Raw genomic sequence first — 16,496 nt, forward strand, 5'->3', positions numbered from 1 at the left:
TCCGTGCTGAACCGACATGTACTCTATCTGAGCAACGACTCCCTGACTGCGTGGCGCTGGCAGCGCGGCCGCCTGCTGGGCGGCGCCAGCTTCACCAACGACACCAGCGGCATCGACGCCCTGCTCGATTATCTCGACGACCAGCGCGACCTGCCGGTGGTGGTGCTGGCCGACCTGATCGAAGAAGACTTCCAGCGCCTGCAGCTGCCGCACGTGGGCGGCCGCGCCGGCGCCAAGCTGATGCAGCGGCGCCTGTTGCAGCAATACCGCGAAACGCCGTTCCGCCACCACGAGGTGCAGGGCCGCGAGCCCGGCGGCCGCCGCGACGACATCGTGCTGCTGTCCGCGCTGACCAATCCGTCCATCGTGTTGCCGTGGGTGGAGGCGCTGGAACAGGAACGCATTCCGCTGGCCGGCCTGTATTCGACCACGCTGCTGAGCGAGCACCTGGTGAAAAAGCTGGGGTTGCAGGGCGAGCACCTGCTGCTGGTCACGCAACAGTCGGCAGGCTGGCGCCAGAGCTATTTCCAGCGCGGCCAATTGAAATTTTCGCGCCTGACGCCGGCCATCGACCGCGACGGCGACGCCGTCAATGTCGGCACCGAGACCGCCAAGACCCAGCAATTTTTGACCAGCGTGCGGCTGTTCGCGCGCGGCAGCGTGCTGGAAACCGTGGTAATCGCGCAAGGCGAGCAATTGCCGGCACTGGAAATGCAGTGCGAGGAAGGCCCGGAGACCGCGTTCCGCTTCCTGCCGCTGGCGCAGGTGGCCGACCGCCTCGGACTCAAGATCGAAGCGGCCAAGGCGCAGGACAACAGCACCGCCCTGGCCGATTCCATGCTGCTGGCCCTGCTGGCAAAAACCCAGCCGGCCAGCCACTACACGCTGGGGCCGTTGCGCCGCTACTACCAGCTGTGGCGCGCGCGCCGCAACCTGTACTTCGCTGCCGGCACCGTGGCCGTGGTGGCCGCGTGCGCGGTCGGCATCAACCTGTGGCAGACCTGGGATGCCCGCGCCGACCGCGCGCAGCTGGCGCACGAAGCGCAGCAGTTCGACCGCCGCTACAACGAGGTGATGGCCGCCATGCCGCCACGCGTGACATCGACCGCCAATATGCGCGCGGCCGTCAATGTCGAACGCATGCTGGTGCTGCAGGGACCTTCGCCGTGGCAGATGGTGTCCATGGTGAGCGCCGCGCTGGAACAATCGCCGCAGATCCGCCTGCTGCAACTGGGCTGGAAAGTGGACTTGCCGGGCCAGCCCTCGACCGGCGCGCCGGTGCTGGTCAACGGCAGCACCGGCGCGGCAACGGTCACGCCGATGTCGTCGCTGCTGGCCGGCATTCCGGCGCGGCCGCCGCAATCGCTGCAGGTCGAAGCTGAGATTTTGTCGCCCGAGGATGATTACCGCAATGCCGTCAACACCATGAACCAGTTCGCCCGGCAACTGGCAACCAACCAACGCCTGCTGGTGCAGGTGGACAAGCCGCCACTCGACACCCGTCCCACCGTGCGCCTCGACGGCAAGGCCGGTGCCGCGACGGCGTCCGGTTCGAGCGCCCGCGCCAAATTCACCCTGAACCTGGTGTGGAAGCCATGAACGCCAACCCTGTCAACCCAGCCAATCCGGCCGCCAGTGCCAAAAAGGCCGCGAACACCATCGCGCTGCCATACTGGATCGCCGGCTTCGCCCAGATCCGCACCGCCGCGCTGGCCGCGCTGGCGGCGGTTGTCATCGGCGCCACGCTGGTGGCGGTCACCGCCGCCCAGCGCCACGAAGCCGACGACGACCTGCAACGCACCCAGCGCCTGCGCGACACCGCCCACTCGCGCTACGCCCACGTCGATAACGAAAAGCGCGACATCCGCAACTTCCAGCAACGCTACGTGGAACTGCGCCAGCGCGGGCTGATCGGCGACGAGCGCCGCCTGGAATGGGTCGATGCGATCCGCCAGGTGCAGGAAGAACTGCAACTGCCGCCGCTCAGTTACCAGATCGAGCCACAGCAACCGGTGCGGCTGGAAGCGGCGCTCGACCTCGGCGACTACCAGTTGCGCGGCAGCCGCATGCGCCTGCACATGGAACTGCTGCACGAAATGGACTTGTTCGATTTTCTCGCCGGCCTGCACGCGCGCGGCTTTTTCGCGGCGCAGGATTGCTCGCTCAAGCGGCTGGCGACAGCTGCTGGCGGCCAGGTCAGTCAACTTGGCCAGCTGGGCGAACCGGGCCAGCCCGGCCAGGCCGCCCTGGGCGGCAACCTCGGCGTCGATTGCACGCTGAACTGGATCACCATGGCGCCCGCCCCCCTTGCCACGCAGCCGCCGGCGCTGGCCACTGGACGGCAGCCATGAGGCCCATTGTCGTATTACCGTCGCTGCTGGCCTTGCGACGCAACTGCTTGACGCACCCACTGCGGGCGATGAAACGAGTTTTCTGGTTACTACCGCTGCTGGCTCTGCCGATGGCGCAGGCTCAACCGGGACTGGGCCGGCTGTTCAATACGCCGCAGGAACGCCAGACTATCGACGCCAGCCGCAGCAAGTCGGCCGGATCGGGTGCCGCGTATCCGCGTGGTGGCGCCGGCTCGACAGGCGAAATGGCGCCATCCATGCAGCAGGGCTTGATGCCCGGGATGCCGCCTGTGCAATCAGCGCCGGGAATGCCGCCGGGGATGCAAATACCATCATCAACCGGAATGGCACAGGGAAGACTTCCCGGCCTGGCGCCCGACGTCGTGCCTGATTTACCGCCCAATATGCCGCCCGGCATGCAGGCCGAGATGATCGCCATGGCTCGCGCAGCGCGGGAACTGGCGCCGGCGCAAAACCAGGCAGCAGCGATGGCGCAGCAACAACAGCAACCGCCGCCAATGCAGCAGATGCAGCAAATGCCGATGCCCGGCGCCAGCTCCGCAGCCGCAGCCGCAGCCGACACGCCACCGCCATCCGAACAGCTGACCATGAACGGCGTCCTGCGCAGCAGCAACGGTCGCAGCACGGTCTGGCTCAACAACCAGCCACAGCGTGGCGCCGCCAACAAGTTCACCAACCGCGACAGCAAGGCGGTCACGGTCACGCTACCGTCGGGCAAGCGCATCGTGCTGCAACCGGGCCAGCGCTACGACCTGGCCGACGGCCGCGTGAAAGACGTCAGCCAATGAGCACCCGCCAGCCAGCGCCGGGATCTCATCGGCCATCGGTGCGACCTCGGCCCTGGAAGGCACATCGGTCTTTGGCCCAGCATCCACCGCTGAAGCGCCAGCGCGGCGCTGCACTATTGCTGCTACTACTGGTCCTGGGCCTCGGTGCGTCGTCGTTCCTGATCAGCATGTTCAGTCAGCCCAAGGGCGACCTGCGCCGCCAGGCCGTCACCCGCGCCGCGCTGGCCGATGCGCGCGAGGCGTTGATCGGCTATGCCATCGTCCACCGCCGGCTGCCGCGTCCGGCTCAGTCTGCGCTGGACGGACGCGAAAGTAGCCAGCCATGCCGCGACGACGCCGCCTGCACCGGCTGGCTGCCGTGGACCACGCTGGGCATCACGCCCGGCGACGGCTGGAACAAGCTGCTGCGCTACAGCGTCTCGCCGGAATTCACCAACGGCAACCTCGACCAGGCGGCCGAGGCCACCAAGACCCTGCTGGACCGCAGCGACGACGGCGGCATTTTTTACCGCGTGGGTTCGGCCAACTGCGTGGTGGACGACCGCTGCGCGCCCGCCGTCATCCTGTCCAGCGGGCGCCACCTGGGCACCAGCCTGGCCGGCATCGAACAGGCCAGCGCGGTCACCGACAACCTCGACGAGCAGGCCAACGCCGAAGCCGTGCGCGATTTCATGGCGCGCGCCGCCACCGACGATGTGCGCAGCCTCGGCGGCAGTTTCAGCAACGAACTCGGCTGGGTGCCGCTGCGGTTGATCCGCCAGCGCCTGCGCGCTACCGCGCCCGTCACCAAATCACCTCAATAACTCTTTGCCCATGCCATTACGCCACCGTTCCCGTCAAGCCGGCTTCACCATCGTCGAAATCGCCATCGTGCTGCTGGTGGTCGGCCTGATGATCGGCGGGCTGGTGGCGCCGCTGTCGTCGCAACTGGAACAGCGGCGCGTGACCGACACCCAGCGCGCGATGGAAGACGCGCGCGAGGCGCTGTTCGGCTTTGCGCTGCGCAACAACTACCTGCCCTGCCCCGCCATTTCCGCCATCGACGGCCGCGAAGACCGCGCCGGCAGCATCTGCAACAAGCGCTACGGCTATCTGCCGTGGGCCACGCTGGGCGTGCAAAAGCTTGACGGCTGGGGCCGGGTGCTGGCCTACTCGGTCACGCCATCGTTTGCCAACAGCGTCAGTTTTTTCACGCTGAACTCGCCGCGCGACATCACGGTGGCCACGCGCGGCATGGACGGCCAGATCATCCCGGCGTCCGACGCCAACGACATCCCTGCCGTGATCCTGTCGTTCGGCCGCAACGGCTACGGCGCCACCAGCGACCAGAACACGCAACTGCTCGACGCCGGCCAGGGCAATATCGACGAGAAAACCAACCTCGGCGGCGAAGGCGTGGCGTTCGTCACCCGCCCGGCCAGCACCGACCCGCGCGCGCCCGGCGGCGAGTACGACGACCTTGTGTTGTGGATGTCGCCCAATGTCCTGATCAACCGCATGGTCGCGGCGCAGAAACTGCCATGACCGTGGCCATGATGCGCATGCACCTGTCCATGGCTGTCACCATCGCCCGCTACACGCTGCTCGAAGCGCTGCGCAACCGCCTGCTGTGGCTGCTGATTGCCGCTGCGTTGGGCGCGGTGGGACTGGCCGGTTTTTTGCAGGAACTGGCGCTGACCGAAAGCCACCAGTTGCAGGCGGCATTGCTGGGCGCCGTGCTGCGGGTGGCCAGCGTGTTCCTGGTGGCTACTTTTGTGATCACCAGCATGGTGCGCGAAGCGAGCGACAAGGGGCTGGAACTGTTGCTTGCCTTGCCCATGCCGCGCGCCGTGTACCTGACCGGCAAGCTGGCCGGTTTCGCCATCCTGGCCGTGCTGCCGGCGCTGCTGTTCGGTGGCCTGGCGCTGGCCCTGGCGCCGCCGGACCAGGCCGCGCTCTGGGCGTTTTCGCTGCTGTGCGAGTGCTGGATCGTGGCAGCCTTCAGCCTGCTGTGCGTGCTGACCTTGCAGCAAGTACTGCCGGCGCTGGCGGCAGCAACGGCGTTTTACCTGATGGCGCGCGCGATCGGCGCCCTGCAACTGATGAAACAGGCGGGCGCCACCGCCGATACGCTGGGCCAGCACGTGCTGGGGGGCGGCATCGACCTGCTGGGCCTGCTGCTGCCGCACCTGGACCGGTTCACCCGCAGCGACTGGCTGGTGTACCACTGCGGCAACGGCGCCGACCTGCTGGCGATCCTGGTCCAGACCGCACTGTACATGGCGCTGATGGCCGGCGCCGGCCTGTTTGATTTTTACCGCAAGCAAATTTGATGGCGGCCCAGCAAAAGCCATTATCGGCGGTACCGCGCAGCGTGTGGCTGCTGCTGGTGCTGGCCCTGCTGCTGAACATCGCCTGGCAAGCCAGCCGCCCGCTCGAAACGACACGCGCGCGCGCGCTGCCGCCGGCGCCGTCGAGTGCTGCGTTACAACTGGCGGCGCTGGGCGAGCCGGTGGCGCTGGCGCGGCTGACCATGCTGTACGTGCAGGGTGCTGACGAACAGGCCGGCGTCAGCGTGTCGTGGCGCGAACTCGACTACCCCACCGTGATCGGCTGGCTGCAACGCGTGCTCGAGCTCGACCCGCGCGGCCAGTCGCCGCTGCTGGCCGCCAGCCAGGTGTACGGCGCCGTCGGCGACCCGGCGCGCACGCGGCTGATGCTCGACTTCGTCCACGCCCGCTTTGCCGAAGATCCCGACCGGCGCTGGCCGTGGCTGGCCCATGCGGCGCTGGTGGCCAGGCACCGCCTGCACGACCTGCCGCTGGCACGCGCCTACGCGCGCGACATCCGCCTGCACGCCACCGGTACCAACGTGCCGGACTGGGCGCGGCAACTGGAAATCTTCATCCTCGAAGACATGAACGAGCTCGACGCCGCCCGCACCCTGGTCGGCGGCCTGCTCGACAGCGGCCAGGTCACCGATCCGCGCGAACTGAAGTTCCTGGCCGACCGTCTGCAACAGCTTCAACAGCAGCAACAGAACCACCCCACCGGGCGCTAGCGCTGCGGTAATATGTCGATAGATTTAAAGCTGTTTTAAAGAAAGGATTTCCCATGCGCGCATTCCGTCACTCCTTACGCCAGCCTGCGCGGCAAGCCGGCTTTACCCTGGTGGAAATCGCCATCGTGCTGGTGATCATCGGGCTACTGCTCGGCGGCGTGCTCAAGGGGCAGAGCCTGATCGACAGCGCCCGCGTCAAGAACATCATCCAGCAATCGACCTCGCTTACCTCGGCCGTCAACGCCTACCAGGACAAGTTCCGCGCCCTGCCCGGCGACGACGTGCAAGGCACTACCCACGCGCCCGGCGCCACCGGCAACGGCAATGGCGACGGCCAGATCGCCGAATACCTGCTGGCGCCGCAGCACCTGGCGCTGGCCGGCTTCATCACCGGGTCGTTCAACGGCACCACCGACTTCATGACCAGCGCCCAGGGCGGCGCCGTGTATATCTACAACGACGCCGTGGGCGGGCGCGGCGGCAACGGCGTGCGCCTCGACAACCTGCCCGATGGCTTTGCCGAGCAGATCGACAGCAAGCTCGACGACGGCAAGTTCGACACCGGCTCGGTGCGCGCCACCGCTCCCTACACCAACAACGGCAGCGTAATCCAGCGCACCGCCGTGTTCTTCTAGCGCAGGCCAGCCCACCGTCCAGGAGTTTCGCCAGTGCCAGACAAAACCCGCCTGCCGTCGATCCGCGCGCAGATCGCCCTGCTGGTCCTGGCCTGTGCACTGCCGACGACGATCGGCTTTGGCGCGGTAGTGCAGCAGTTCTACAGCCGCGAGCGCAACACCCTGATGGAAGACACGCGCAAGGCCGCGCGCATGGTGGCTGCCGCCATCGACCGCGACCTGGTGCAAAGCGAGGGCGCGGCGCGAGCGCTGGCGATATCGCCCAGCATCCGCATTGACGACATGGCAACGCTGCGCCTGCAAGCGGGCGGCCTGCTGGGACCGCACTTCCCGGCATCGCAATTTTTGCTCAGCGACAGCGCCGGCCAGGTGACCATGCACGTGGGCGCGCCGCTGCCCGAGACCTTCAATTCGATCAACAATGCCAGCCGGTTGGCGCCGCTGTTCCACACGGCGCGGTCGCAATTGTCGGTGGTGTACGTGGCCGGCAGTGCGCTGCTGGCGGTCGATGTGCCGGTGTTCGTGGACAACCAGGTGGTGTATGGGTTGACGGCTTTGCTCAAGCCCGACCAGTTAGAGAAAATCCTGCGCGACGAACGCATCAAGCCGCACCAGATCATGGCCCTGTACGACGGCGAGGGGCGGCTGGTGGCGCAGGCCGGCGGGCCGCGCCAGTTGCTGGGGCAAGTGGCCGATCCCGCCCTGCGCGCGCGGCTGCAACGGGCGCCCGATGCCCTGTTTGCCACCACCGACACCGAGGGCAAGGCGATTTACCAGGGCTACAGCCGTTCGCCGGTCAGCGGCGCCGCCGTGGTCATTTCCACGCCGCAGGCCAAGGCGCTGGAAGAACTGCTGCACGCGGTCACCAATATCTCGCTGACCATGGGCCTGGTGCTGCTGGCCGGTTTCTCGCTGGCGTGGCTGGTGGGCGGACGGATCGCGCGGTCGGTCCGGGCGCTGGTGGGGCCGGCCGAGGCGCTGGCCAGCGGCCGGCCGTTTACGCTCGAACCGATGGCCTTCCGCGAGGCCGACGCCGTGGCGCAAGCGTTCAATGCGCTGGAAATCGATTTGAAAGCACACCGCCATGGCCTGGAAAAGCTGGTCAACGACCGCACCGAGCAACTGGAACGCTCGCGCAGCCAGCTGGAAACCCTGTACGCCACCGCGCCGGTAGGTCTCAGCTATGTCGATAACGAGTTGCGGGTGATCCGCGTCAACGATTTCCTGGCGCGCCTGACCGGTGAGCCGGTCGTGGTGCACATCGGCCGCCATATCGGCGACATGATCCATGATCCGGACCTGCGCCGCGCCATGCTGGCCGACTACCGTACCGTGCTCGACACGGGTCGGCCGCTGGTCGGCATCGAGCGCACCGGCCTTGCCGCTGCCGGCGCCGACGCAGACCGGCAAGTGCGGCACTGGGTGGCCAGCTACTACCCGCAGTTCGGACCGGGCGGCCTGGTGACGGCCATCACCGGCTTGTTGCTCGACGTGACGGACCAGCGGCGCATTGCCGCCGAATTGCAGCGTTCGCGCCAGTTGCTCGGCTCGGTGGTGGAAAACATGCCAGCGATGATCTTCCTCAAGCGCGCGTCCGACCTGCGCTATGAAATGGTCAACCGCTATGGCGCCGTGCTGTCCGGGCGCATCAGCAGCGATGAGTTCGTGGGCAAGACCGACTTCGATTTCTATCCGCCCGAACTGGCCGAGCTGTACAACCAGGCCGACCGCGCGGTGCTCGCTTCCAACGCCAACGAAATCACCGAAATCGCCGAAGAGCCGATCGTCAACGCCAGCGGCGTGACGCGCTACCTCACCACGCGCAAGGTGGCGCTGCGCGACGAGCACGGCGTCCCCACCCACGTCCTGGGCCTGGCAATGGACATCACCGAGCGCAAGCAGGTCAAGGAAACCTTGCGCGCCACCGTCGAGCAACTGGGCAAGAGCGAACACTTCCTGCGCACCCTCACCGACAGCCTGCCCGGCATGGTGGCCTACTGGGACGCCGGCCTGCGCTGCCGCTTTGCCAACCGCTACTTTCTCGACTGGCACGGCATGGATGAAGCGCAGATGCTGGGCGCCTTCATGCCCGACGTCCTCAAGGAAGCGGCCTACGCCAGCAACGCTCCTTACGTCAAAGGCGCGCTCGACGGCGAGCCGCAGGGCTTTGCCGGCGAACTGCGCTGGCCTTCCGGCAAGGTGGGTTACACCTGGGTCAACTACATTCCCGACGTGGGCGAATTCGGCGAGGTACGCGGCTTCTTCGTGCTGGTCTCCGACGTGACGGAACTGAAAGAAGCCGAGCTGCACCTGCAGGAAGTCAACGATGAACTGGTGCTGGCGCGCGACCGCGCCGAGGGCGCCAGCCGCGCGAAAAGCGAGTTCCTGGCCAATATGAGCCACGAAATCCGCACGCCGATGAACGCCATCATCGGCCTGGCGCGGCTGCTGCAGGAAGCGCAGCTGGCACAGCGCGAACGCGGCTACCTGGACAAGATCCAGGTCGCCACGCAGTCGCTGCTGGGCCTGGTGAACGATGTGCTGGAATTGTCGCGCGTGGAGGCCGGCCAGTTGCAGCTCGAACACGCGCCGTTCCAGCTGCGGCACATCCTCGACAGCATCAGCGTCCTGATCAGCGGCAGCGCTGCCGACAAAGGCATCGAACTGGCCTACGATATCGACCCGCACCTGCCCAATGAACTGGCCGGCGACCCGATGCGTTTGCAGCAGGTATTGCTCAACCTGCTGAGTAACGCCATCAAGTTCACCGCCACCGGCGAGGTCGTATTGTCGGTGCGCGCCGGTGCCAGCGCCGACGACGGCACGGAAGGTGGCTGTCCGGCCAACCGCGCCATCCTGGTCGAATTTTCCGTGCGCGATACCGGCATCGGCATCCCGGCAGAACAGCAGGGTCACATCTTCGACACGTTCTCGCAGGCCGACAGCAGCACCAGCCGCAAGTTCGGCGGCGTGGGACTGGGCCTGGCGATTTGCCGCCAGCTGGCCGACATGATGGGTGGCGCGGTGCAGGTGCGCAGCGAACCGGGCCAGGGCGCCGAGTTCCTGTTCTCGTGCCCGCTCGAATGCAAGGCGCCGCCGCGCCCGCCCGAGGTGCCGCCCGCCGCCGAGGGTCTCGCCGTGTTGATCGCCGACGACAACCCCACCGTGCGCCGTGCGCTGGAAAATGCCTGCGCCTGGCTGGGCTGGCAGGCCGACAGCGCCGCCGATGCCGACCAGGCCCGCATCCTGCTGGCCAGCGGCCGCGACGATGGCCATCCATACGAATTGCTGCTGCTCGACCGCGACCTGGCGGGCCTGGACGGCGACCTGCCGGCAGCGCTGGCGCGCGACCTGCGCCCAGGGGCCATTCTGCCGCCGGTTCTGCTGATGGTGTCCGAACACGAGGCCGCCGTGGCGCTGCAGGATGCCGACGGCAGCGGCGTGGCCGGCGTGCTGTCCAAGCCGGTCAGCCCGTACCGCTTGCTGGAGCGGGTGCGCGGCCTGCTGGCCGGCGACCACGGCGACGGCGCCACCGCCTCCGTGCCGCCGTCGCCGTTGCACGGCCAGCTGGCCGGCATGCGCATCCTGCTGGTGGAAGACAACGAGATCAATCAGGAAGTCGCGCTATATATCCTGCAACACGCAGGCGCCGTGGTGACCATGGTCAGCAACGGCCAGCTGGCGGTGAACCAGTTGCTGGACGACGCCGGGCGCTACGACGTGGTGCTGATGGACCTGCAGATGCCGGTACTGAACGGCTACGACGCCACCGAAGCGATCCGCGCCGCCGGCCTGACCTTGCCGGTGGTGGCCATGACCGCCAACGTCATGGAAGAAGACCGCCAGCGCGCTGCCGAGGCCGGCATGGACGCCCATGTCGCCAAGCCGGTGGACGTGGAAATCCTGATCGCCATCCTGCGCGACCTGGCGCCCGGCGTGGTGCCCGAGGGGGCGCCGGGCGCGCGCGAAGGCTTGTCGGCGGCGCCGCTGTCGGCGCCCGTGTATGCCCTGCCCGCCCACCTGCCCGGTATCGACCTCGACACTGCGCTGGCGCGCATGGGCGGCAACTACGATGCGCTGGCGGCGCTGCTCAAGCGTTTCGAGCGTACCCATGGCGACACCGCGCTCGAAGTGCGCGCCGCGATCGGCAGCGGCGAACGCCTGACCGCCCTGCAGGCGCTGCACCGGTTGCGCGGCGTAGCCGCCAACCTTGGCGCCAACGAGGTGGCGCGATTGAGCGCCGTGGTCGAAACCGCGCTGCACCAGCGTCACACCGATACCGCCCTGCATGCCGCGCTGGACCAGCTGGCCCTGGCGCTGGAGACCGTGGTGAGCGGCGCCCGCCTGCTGGATATACAGGAACAAATTATTCCAAGTAGCAACATTAACCGGTCAGAATTGGCGCTAGCGCTGGCGGAGTTGCAAAGTTTGCTTCAGAATAACAACCTGAAGGCTTTGGAGCATTTCAGGACGCTGCGACCGGCGCTGGCAGCGATGCAACATGCCGAGCAGCTGGCAGAGGCCGTCGAAAGCCTGGACTTCGAGAAGGCGGCCCGATTGGTGGACGAGGTGACACAACAGATGAAGCAGCGAAAGGATAGTGCATGAGCTGGACCGACCTGGCCAGGAATGGACGGATACTCGTGGTGGACGACGCCATGGAAAACGTCCAGATCCTGCACCAAGCGCTGCGCGACGAGCACGAGGTGCTGTTCGCCTTGTCCGGCGAAAAAGCCATCGAAGTCGCACTGGCGCAGCAACCGGACCTGATCCTGCTCGACGCCGTCATGCCCGGCATGGATGGTTACGCCGTGTGCGCCGCGCTCGAAGCCTCGCCGCGCCTGCAGGATATCCCGGTGATTTTCGTCACCGCCCTGAGCCAGCCCGAGGACGAAACCCGGGCCCTGGAAGCGGGCGCGGTCGATTTCATCAGCAAGCCCTTCAACGTTGCTGTAGTGCGGGCGCGGGTGCGCAGCCAGCTGACCATCAAGCGCCAGGCCGACGCCATGCGCGAACTGAGCCTGACCGACGGCCTGACGGGCGTGGCCAACCGCCGCCATTTCAACGACCGCCTGGAATCGGAATGGCGCCGCTGCGCGCGCGCCAACCTGCCGCTGTCGCTGATCATGATCGACATCGACCATTTCAAACTGTACAACGACCGCTACGGCCACCAGGCCGGCGACCAGTGCCTGCAAGAAATGAGCGCCGCCATGAAACGCTGCGCCGCCCGCCCGCAAGACTTGCTGGCCCGCTACGGCGGCGAAGAATTCATCCTGTTGTTGCCTCAGGAGGGGCCGGAAGGCGCCGAAGCAGTCGCCCAGCGCATCCTGCACGAAGTGCGCAAGCTGGCGGTGCCCCACGAAGCATCGCACACCTCCCCCATCGTCACCGTCAGCATGGGCCTGGCCACGGCCATGCCGCCGCTGGAACGCCAGGACGCCAACGCCCTGATCCGCAGCGCCGACGCCAACCTCTACCAGGCCAAGCAGGGCGGCCGCAACCGCTACCACCGCGACTGACGCTACGGCTGGAAGGCTTTCTGGGCGGCGAAGCGCTCGAGATGGTGGTCGATGTCGCCCAAGGTGCGTTCGATCGTGGCCAGGCGTTTGAAGTGGTGCGAGGCCGGCAACTCGTCGGTGACGCCCATGCCGCCGTGCAGTTGCACCGCTTCCTGGCCGATAAACCGGGCCGCCTGCCCCACCCGCACCTTGGCTGCCGACACGATGCGGCGCCGTTCGCCGGGGTCGCCGCACGACATGCGTACCGCTGCCAGCATCGCCATCGACCGCGCCTGCTCGAGGTGGATGTACATGTCGGCCATGCGATGCTGCAAGGCCTGGAAGCTGCCGATGGGCACCCCGAACTGCTTGCGTGTCTTGATGTAGTCCAGGGTGCTGGAAAACAGCGCATCCATCACGCCCAGCGCTTCGCTGCACAGCAAACTGACGCCGAAGTCGGCCGCTTCGTCGAGCATGTCGCAGCCGGCGCCGAGCCGTCCCAGCAGCGCCGACGCCGGCACCGCCACGTGGCTGAACTGCACCGTGGCCGCGCGCTGGCCGTCGAGCGTGCGGTAGTCGCGCATGGTCAGGCCCGGGGTGTCGGTGGGCACCACGAACAGGCTGATGCCGTTGACGTCGCGCTGGCCGCCGGCGCTGCGGGCCGAGACGATCAGCGCATCGGCCTGGGCGCCGTGGATCACCACGGTCTTGGTGCCGTCGATGCGGTAGCCCTCGCCGTTGACAGCAGCCAGGGTCTTGATGTCGGCCAGGTCGTACCGCGAGTGCTTTTCACCGAGCGCGCACGCCAGTTTGGCGCGGCCTTCGGCCACGTCCTGCAACAGGTGGTACTGGTTGCCAGCCAATTGGAGGAAGTACGCGCCCCAGGCGGTGGCGAAATACGGCTCGACCACCAGGCCGCGCCCCAGTTCCTGCATCACCACCAGCATGTCGATGGCGTCGCCGTCGAAGCCGCCCTGGCTTGACGGTACCGGCAGCGCGGTCATGCCAAGCTCGGCCAATGCTTGCCACGCCGCGTTGGACACGCCGGCGGTGGAATGAACGATGCGCTGGCGCGTCTCGAACGTGTAGTGCTTGTCGATCCAGCGCCGCAGGGCGTCGCCGTATTGCTGCTGTTCCTCGGTAAAATTAAAGTCCATGCCGTCCCCTCACAGTCCCAGGATCATCTGGGCGATGATGTTTTTCTGAATTTCGTTGCTGCCGCCGTAAATCGATGTCTTGCGCATATTCAGGTAATTGGCGCCCAGCGGCGCGCCGGCGTCGTCGCCGGTCACCGCGTGTTCGCTGTCGCCGTCCAGGTAGGCGAGGTCGAACGGCAGCGCATTCGGGCCCAGCACTTCGATCATCAATTCCGTCAGCCACTGCTGGATTTCTGTGCCGCGTATCTTGAGCAGCGATGCTTCCGGTCCTGGCGAGTGCGCTTCCCTGGTAATCACGCGCAATACCGTGGTTTCCAGCGCCATCAGCTCGATTTCCACGTTGGCTACCTTGCTGGCAAATAGCGGGTCCTGCAACAGCGGCTTGCCGTGCCGGGTGTGTTCCACCGCCAGTTTTTTCAGGAACGCCAGCTCGCGCTTGGACCGGCCCACGCCGGCAATCCCGGTGCGTTCGTGGCCCAGCAGGTACTTGGCGTAAGTCCAGCCCTTGTTTTCCTGGCCCACCAGGTTGACCGCCGGCACCCGCACATTCTCAAAAAATACTTCGTTGACTTCATGTTCCTCGTCGAGCGTGATGATGGGCCGCACCGTGATGCCGGGCGAGGTCATGTCGATCAACAGGAACGAGATGCCCTCCTGCTTGCGCACGTCGGGATCGGTGCGCACCAGGCAGAACATCATGTCGGCGTGCTGGGCCAGCGTGGTCCAGGTTTTCTGGCCGTTGACGATGTACACGTCGTTGACGCGCACCGCGCGCGTCTTGAGCGAAGCCAGGTCGGACCCGGAACCGGGTTCGGAATAGCCCTGGCACCACCAGTCCTCGCAATTGAGGATGCGCGGCAGATAATGTGCTTTTTGCGCGGCGCTGCCGAACGCCATGATCACGGGCGCCACCATGTTGACGCCAAACGGCAGGATTTGCGGCGTGCCGGCGCGCCCGCATTCTTCTTCCCAGATATGGCGCTGGGTGGGCGTCCAGCCGGGCCCCCCGTACTCCACCGGCCAGCCCGGCGCCGACCAGCCCTGGCGTGCGGCGATCTGGTGCCAGCGCACGTAATCGGTTCGGGTGAGGCGAAGGTGGTTGCGCACCTTCTTTTGCAAGTCGGGCGGCAGGTTGGCGGCTAGAAAAGCGCGCACCTTGTCGCGGAACGCCAGGTCCGCTGCCGTATAGCTCAAATCCATGCTGTCTCCATCGTCTATTTATTGTGTGGCAGTTTGTTCACGAATGTATCGTGTGACTGTACCACTTGCCCCGCTGCGTTGCTCGGCCACATGGGCGCCAGCGGCTGCCGCGTATCCGCCGTCAGCAGTTGCGAGTGCGGCTCACCTGGTGCAAACAGTTGCTGCTCGCCCCATTGGCGCAGCGCCACCACCACAGGGAACAAGCTTTCGCCCTTTGCCGTGAGCACGTATTCCAGGTACGACGTGCCGTCGGAGGCCGGTTGCACCGCCATTACGCCCGCCTCCACCAGCGCTGCCAGCCGGTCCGACAGGATGTTGCGCGCCACGCCGAGGTTGCGCTGGAAATCGCTGAAACGGCGGATGCCGTCGAACGCATCGCGCACCAGCAGCAACGACCAGCGGTCGCCGACCAGGTCCAGCGACCGCGCCACCGGGCAGGCATCGTCTTGCATCGACTTTCGCTTGGCCATAATGTCTCCAGATGATTGGTTGCATTTTAAAACCGAAATGCTTACACTTCAACTGGTTTTAATTTGCAACCAGTTTGAGGTATTCATGCACAGCCCTTCCCTGCCCCGTCCAGTGGTGACTTTGTTTGCCTGCGCCAGCGGCTTCAGTGTCGCCAATGTCTATTACGCCCAGCCGCTGTTCGGCGCGCTGACCGATGACTTCGGCATCGCGCGTGCCGCCATCGGCGGTGTGGTGACCGCCACCCAGGCCGGCAGCGTGCTGGCCTTGCTGTTGCTGGTACCGCTGGGCGACCTGCTGCCGCGCCGGCGCCTGATGCTATGGCAAATGCTGGCCCTGGTGGTGGCGCTGCTGGCGGTGGCCAGCGCCGGAAACTTCGCGTGGTTGATGGCGGCCATGCTGATGGTCGGTTTGCTGGGTACCGCCATGACGCAGGGATTGATCGCCTATGCGGCGGCCGCAGCCGATCCGTCGCAGCGCGGCGCCGTGGTGGGCGCGGCGCAAGGTGGCGTAGTGTCGGGCTTGCTACTGGCGCGCGTGGTGGCCGGCGCGGTGGCCGACCTGGCCGGCTGGCGCGCGGTGTACGGCGGCTCGGCGCTGGCGATGCTGGTGATGGCCATGCTGCTGTGGCGACTGCTGCCGGTGTTGCCTGTTCAGCAAGCAGCACTGTCCTATCCGCGCCTGCTTGCCTCGATGTTCATGCTACTGCGCGACGACCGCGTGTTGCGGGTACGCGGCGTGATCGCGCTGCTGATGTTTGCCGCCTTCAACATCTTGTGGAGCGCGCTGGTGTTGCCGCTCAGTGCCGCCCCTTATCACTATTCGCACACCGCCGTCGGCGCCTTCGGCCTGGTCGGACTGGCCGGCACGCTGGCGGCCACCCGCGCCGGCCGCTGGGCCGACCATGGTCACAGCCGGCGCACCAGCGCTGTCGCGCTGGTACTGCTATTGCTGTCATGGCTACCCCTGAGCGCGGCTTTTGCCCCCGGCGCCGGCGCAGCCACCACCGCTTTCATGCTGGTACTTGGCATATTAATGCTCGATCTTGGCGTGCAAGCGCTACACGTCACCAACCAGAGCCTGATTTTCCGGTCCGGCAACGAAGCGCACAGCAGGCTGGTGGGCTGCTACATGCTGTTCTACGCGGTGGGCAGTGGCACAGGCGCCTGGGCGGCAACAGCGGCATTCGACACCGCCGGCTGGCACGGCGTTTGCGCACTCGGCGCCGGAGTAAGCCTGGCGGCGCTGGCGTTCTGGGTATGGGCGAATTCTCGCGATTGAGCAATATCTGTCGCGCGCCAATCACGTTTGCGTGTTAAAGGTTGCGCCTTCACA

14 protein-coding genes are annotated in these 16,496 nt (G+C 66.5%); 11 read left to right on the top strand and 3 right to left on the bottom strand.

Annotation, left to right across the window (positions count from 1 at the left end; all coding sequences use genetic code 11):
* The first annotated feature begins 3 nt into the window (after window positions 1–3).
* The 10 genes from ASF04_RS25945 to ASF04_RS25990 all read left to right on the top strand — a co-directional run bounded on the left by ASF04_RS25945 (window position 4) and on the right by ASF04_RS25990 (window position 12,357).
* Entirely contained in the window at window positions 4–1,599 is a 1,596-nt protein-coding gene (locus ASF04_RS25945) for a hypothetical protein (RefSeq protein ID WP_056148398.1), read from the top strand.
* The gene (locus ASF04_RS25950) at window positions 1,596–2,351 is read left to right on the top strand and encodes a hypothetical protein (RefSeq protein ID WP_229205210.1); all 756 of its coding nucleotides are present in this window, start codon (window positions 1,596–1,598) and stop codon (window positions 2,349–2,351) included. Before ASF04_RS25945 ends, ASF04_RS25950 begins: the two co-directional genes overlap by 4 nt.
* A gap of 110 nt (window positions 2,352–2,461) precedes the next feature.
* Entirely contained in the window at window positions 2,462–3,160 is a 699-nt protein-coding gene (locus tag ASF04_RS27715) for a hypothetical protein (protein ID WP_156368778.1), read from the top strand.
* A gap of 71 nt (window positions 3,161–3,231) precedes the next feature.
* The gene (locus ASF04_RS25960; protein WP_056148406.1) at window positions 3,232–3,963 is read left to right on the top strand and encodes a hypothetical protein; all 732 of its coding nucleotides are present in this window, start codon (window positions 3,232–3,234) and stop codon (window positions 3,961–3,963) included.
* 10 nt (window positions 3,964–3,973) lie between these two features.
* Window positions 3,974–4,684 (top strand): type II secretion system protein, encoded by a 711-nt coding sequence (locus ASF04_RS25965; protein WP_056148409.1) that lies wholly within the window; start codon window positions 3,974–3,976, stop codon window positions 4,682–4,684.
* A complete protein-coding gene (locus ASF04_RS25970; RefSeq protein ID WP_229205211.1) occupies window positions 4,681–5,472 on the top strand; it encodes an ABC transporter permease in 792 nt (263 codons plus the stop codon). The genes ASF04_RS25965 and ASF04_RS25970 overlap by 4 nt, the downstream gene beginning before the upstream one ends.
* Complete coding sequence (locus ASF04_RS25975) at window positions 5,472–6,200, top strand: hypothetical protein (protein WP_056148412.1); 729 nt, start codon at window positions 5,472–5,474, stop codon at window positions 6,198–6,200. Before ASF04_RS25970 ends, ASF04_RS25975 begins: the two co-directional genes overlap by 1 nt.
* A gap of 53 nt (window positions 6,201–6,253) precedes the next feature.
* Window positions 6,254–6,835, top strand: a complete 582-nt coding sequence (locus ASF04_RS25980; RefSeq protein ID WP_019920699.1) for a prepilin-type N-terminal cleavage/methylation domain-containing protein — start codon at window positions 6,254–6,256, stop codon at window positions 6,833–6,835.
* A 33-nt stretch (window positions 6,836–6,868) separates the two neighbouring features.
* A complete protein-coding gene (locus tag ASF04_RS25985) occupies window positions 6,869–11,443 on the top strand; it encodes a PAS domain-containing protein (RefSeq protein WP_056148414.1) in 4,575 nt (1,524 codons plus the stop codon).
* Window positions 11,440–12,357, top strand: a complete 918-nt coding sequence (locus tag ASF04_RS25990) for a diguanylate cyclase domain-containing protein (protein ID WP_056148417.1) — start codon at window positions 11,440–11,442, stop codon at window positions 12,355–12,357. The genes ASF04_RS25985 and ASF04_RS25990 overlap by 4 nt, the downstream gene beginning before the upstream one ends.
* Before the next feature lie 2 nt (window positions 12,358–12,359).
* Here the strand turns inward: ASF04_RS25990 and ASF04_RS25995 are convergent, their stop codons facing one another.
* The 3 genes from ASF04_RS25995 to ASF04_RS26005 are packed head-to-tail and all read right to left on the bottom strand — an operon-like array spanning window position 12,360 to window position 15,163.
* A complete protein-coding gene (locus ASF04_RS25995) occupies window positions 12,360–13,493 on the bottom strand; it encodes an acyl-CoA dehydrogenase family protein (RefSeq protein ID WP_056148420.1) in 1,134 nt (377 codons plus the stop codon).
* Between the two features lie 9 nt (window positions 13,494–13,502).
* A complete protein-coding gene (locus ASF04_RS26000; protein WP_056148423.1) occupies window positions 13,503–14,693 on the bottom strand; it encodes an acyl-CoA dehydrogenase family protein in 1,191 nt (396 codons plus the stop codon).
* A gap of 14 nt (window positions 14,694–14,707) precedes the next feature.
* Entirely contained in the window at window positions 14,708–15,163 is a 456-nt protein-coding gene (locus ASF04_RS26005; protein ID WP_056148426.1) for a helix-turn-helix domain-containing protein, read from the bottom strand.
* An 85-nt stretch (window positions 15,164–15,248) separates the two neighbouring features.
* Between ASF04_RS26005 and ASF04_RS26010 the strand changes: the two genes are divergently transcribed.
* Complete coding sequence (locus ASF04_RS26010; RefSeq protein ID WP_056148428.1) at window positions 15,249–16,442, top strand: MFS transporter; 1,194 nt, start codon at window positions 15,249–15,251, stop codon at window positions 16,440–16,442.
* Window positions 16,443–16,496: the final 54 nt, after the last annotated feature.

Origin of the sequence: Duganella sp. Leaf61, assembly GCF_001421905.1 — a bacterium.
In the GTDB taxonomy this organism is placed as follows: domain Bacteria; phylum Pseudomonadota; class Gammaproteobacteria; order Burkholderiales; family Burkholderiaceae_D; genus Rugamonas; species Rugamonas zoogloeoides.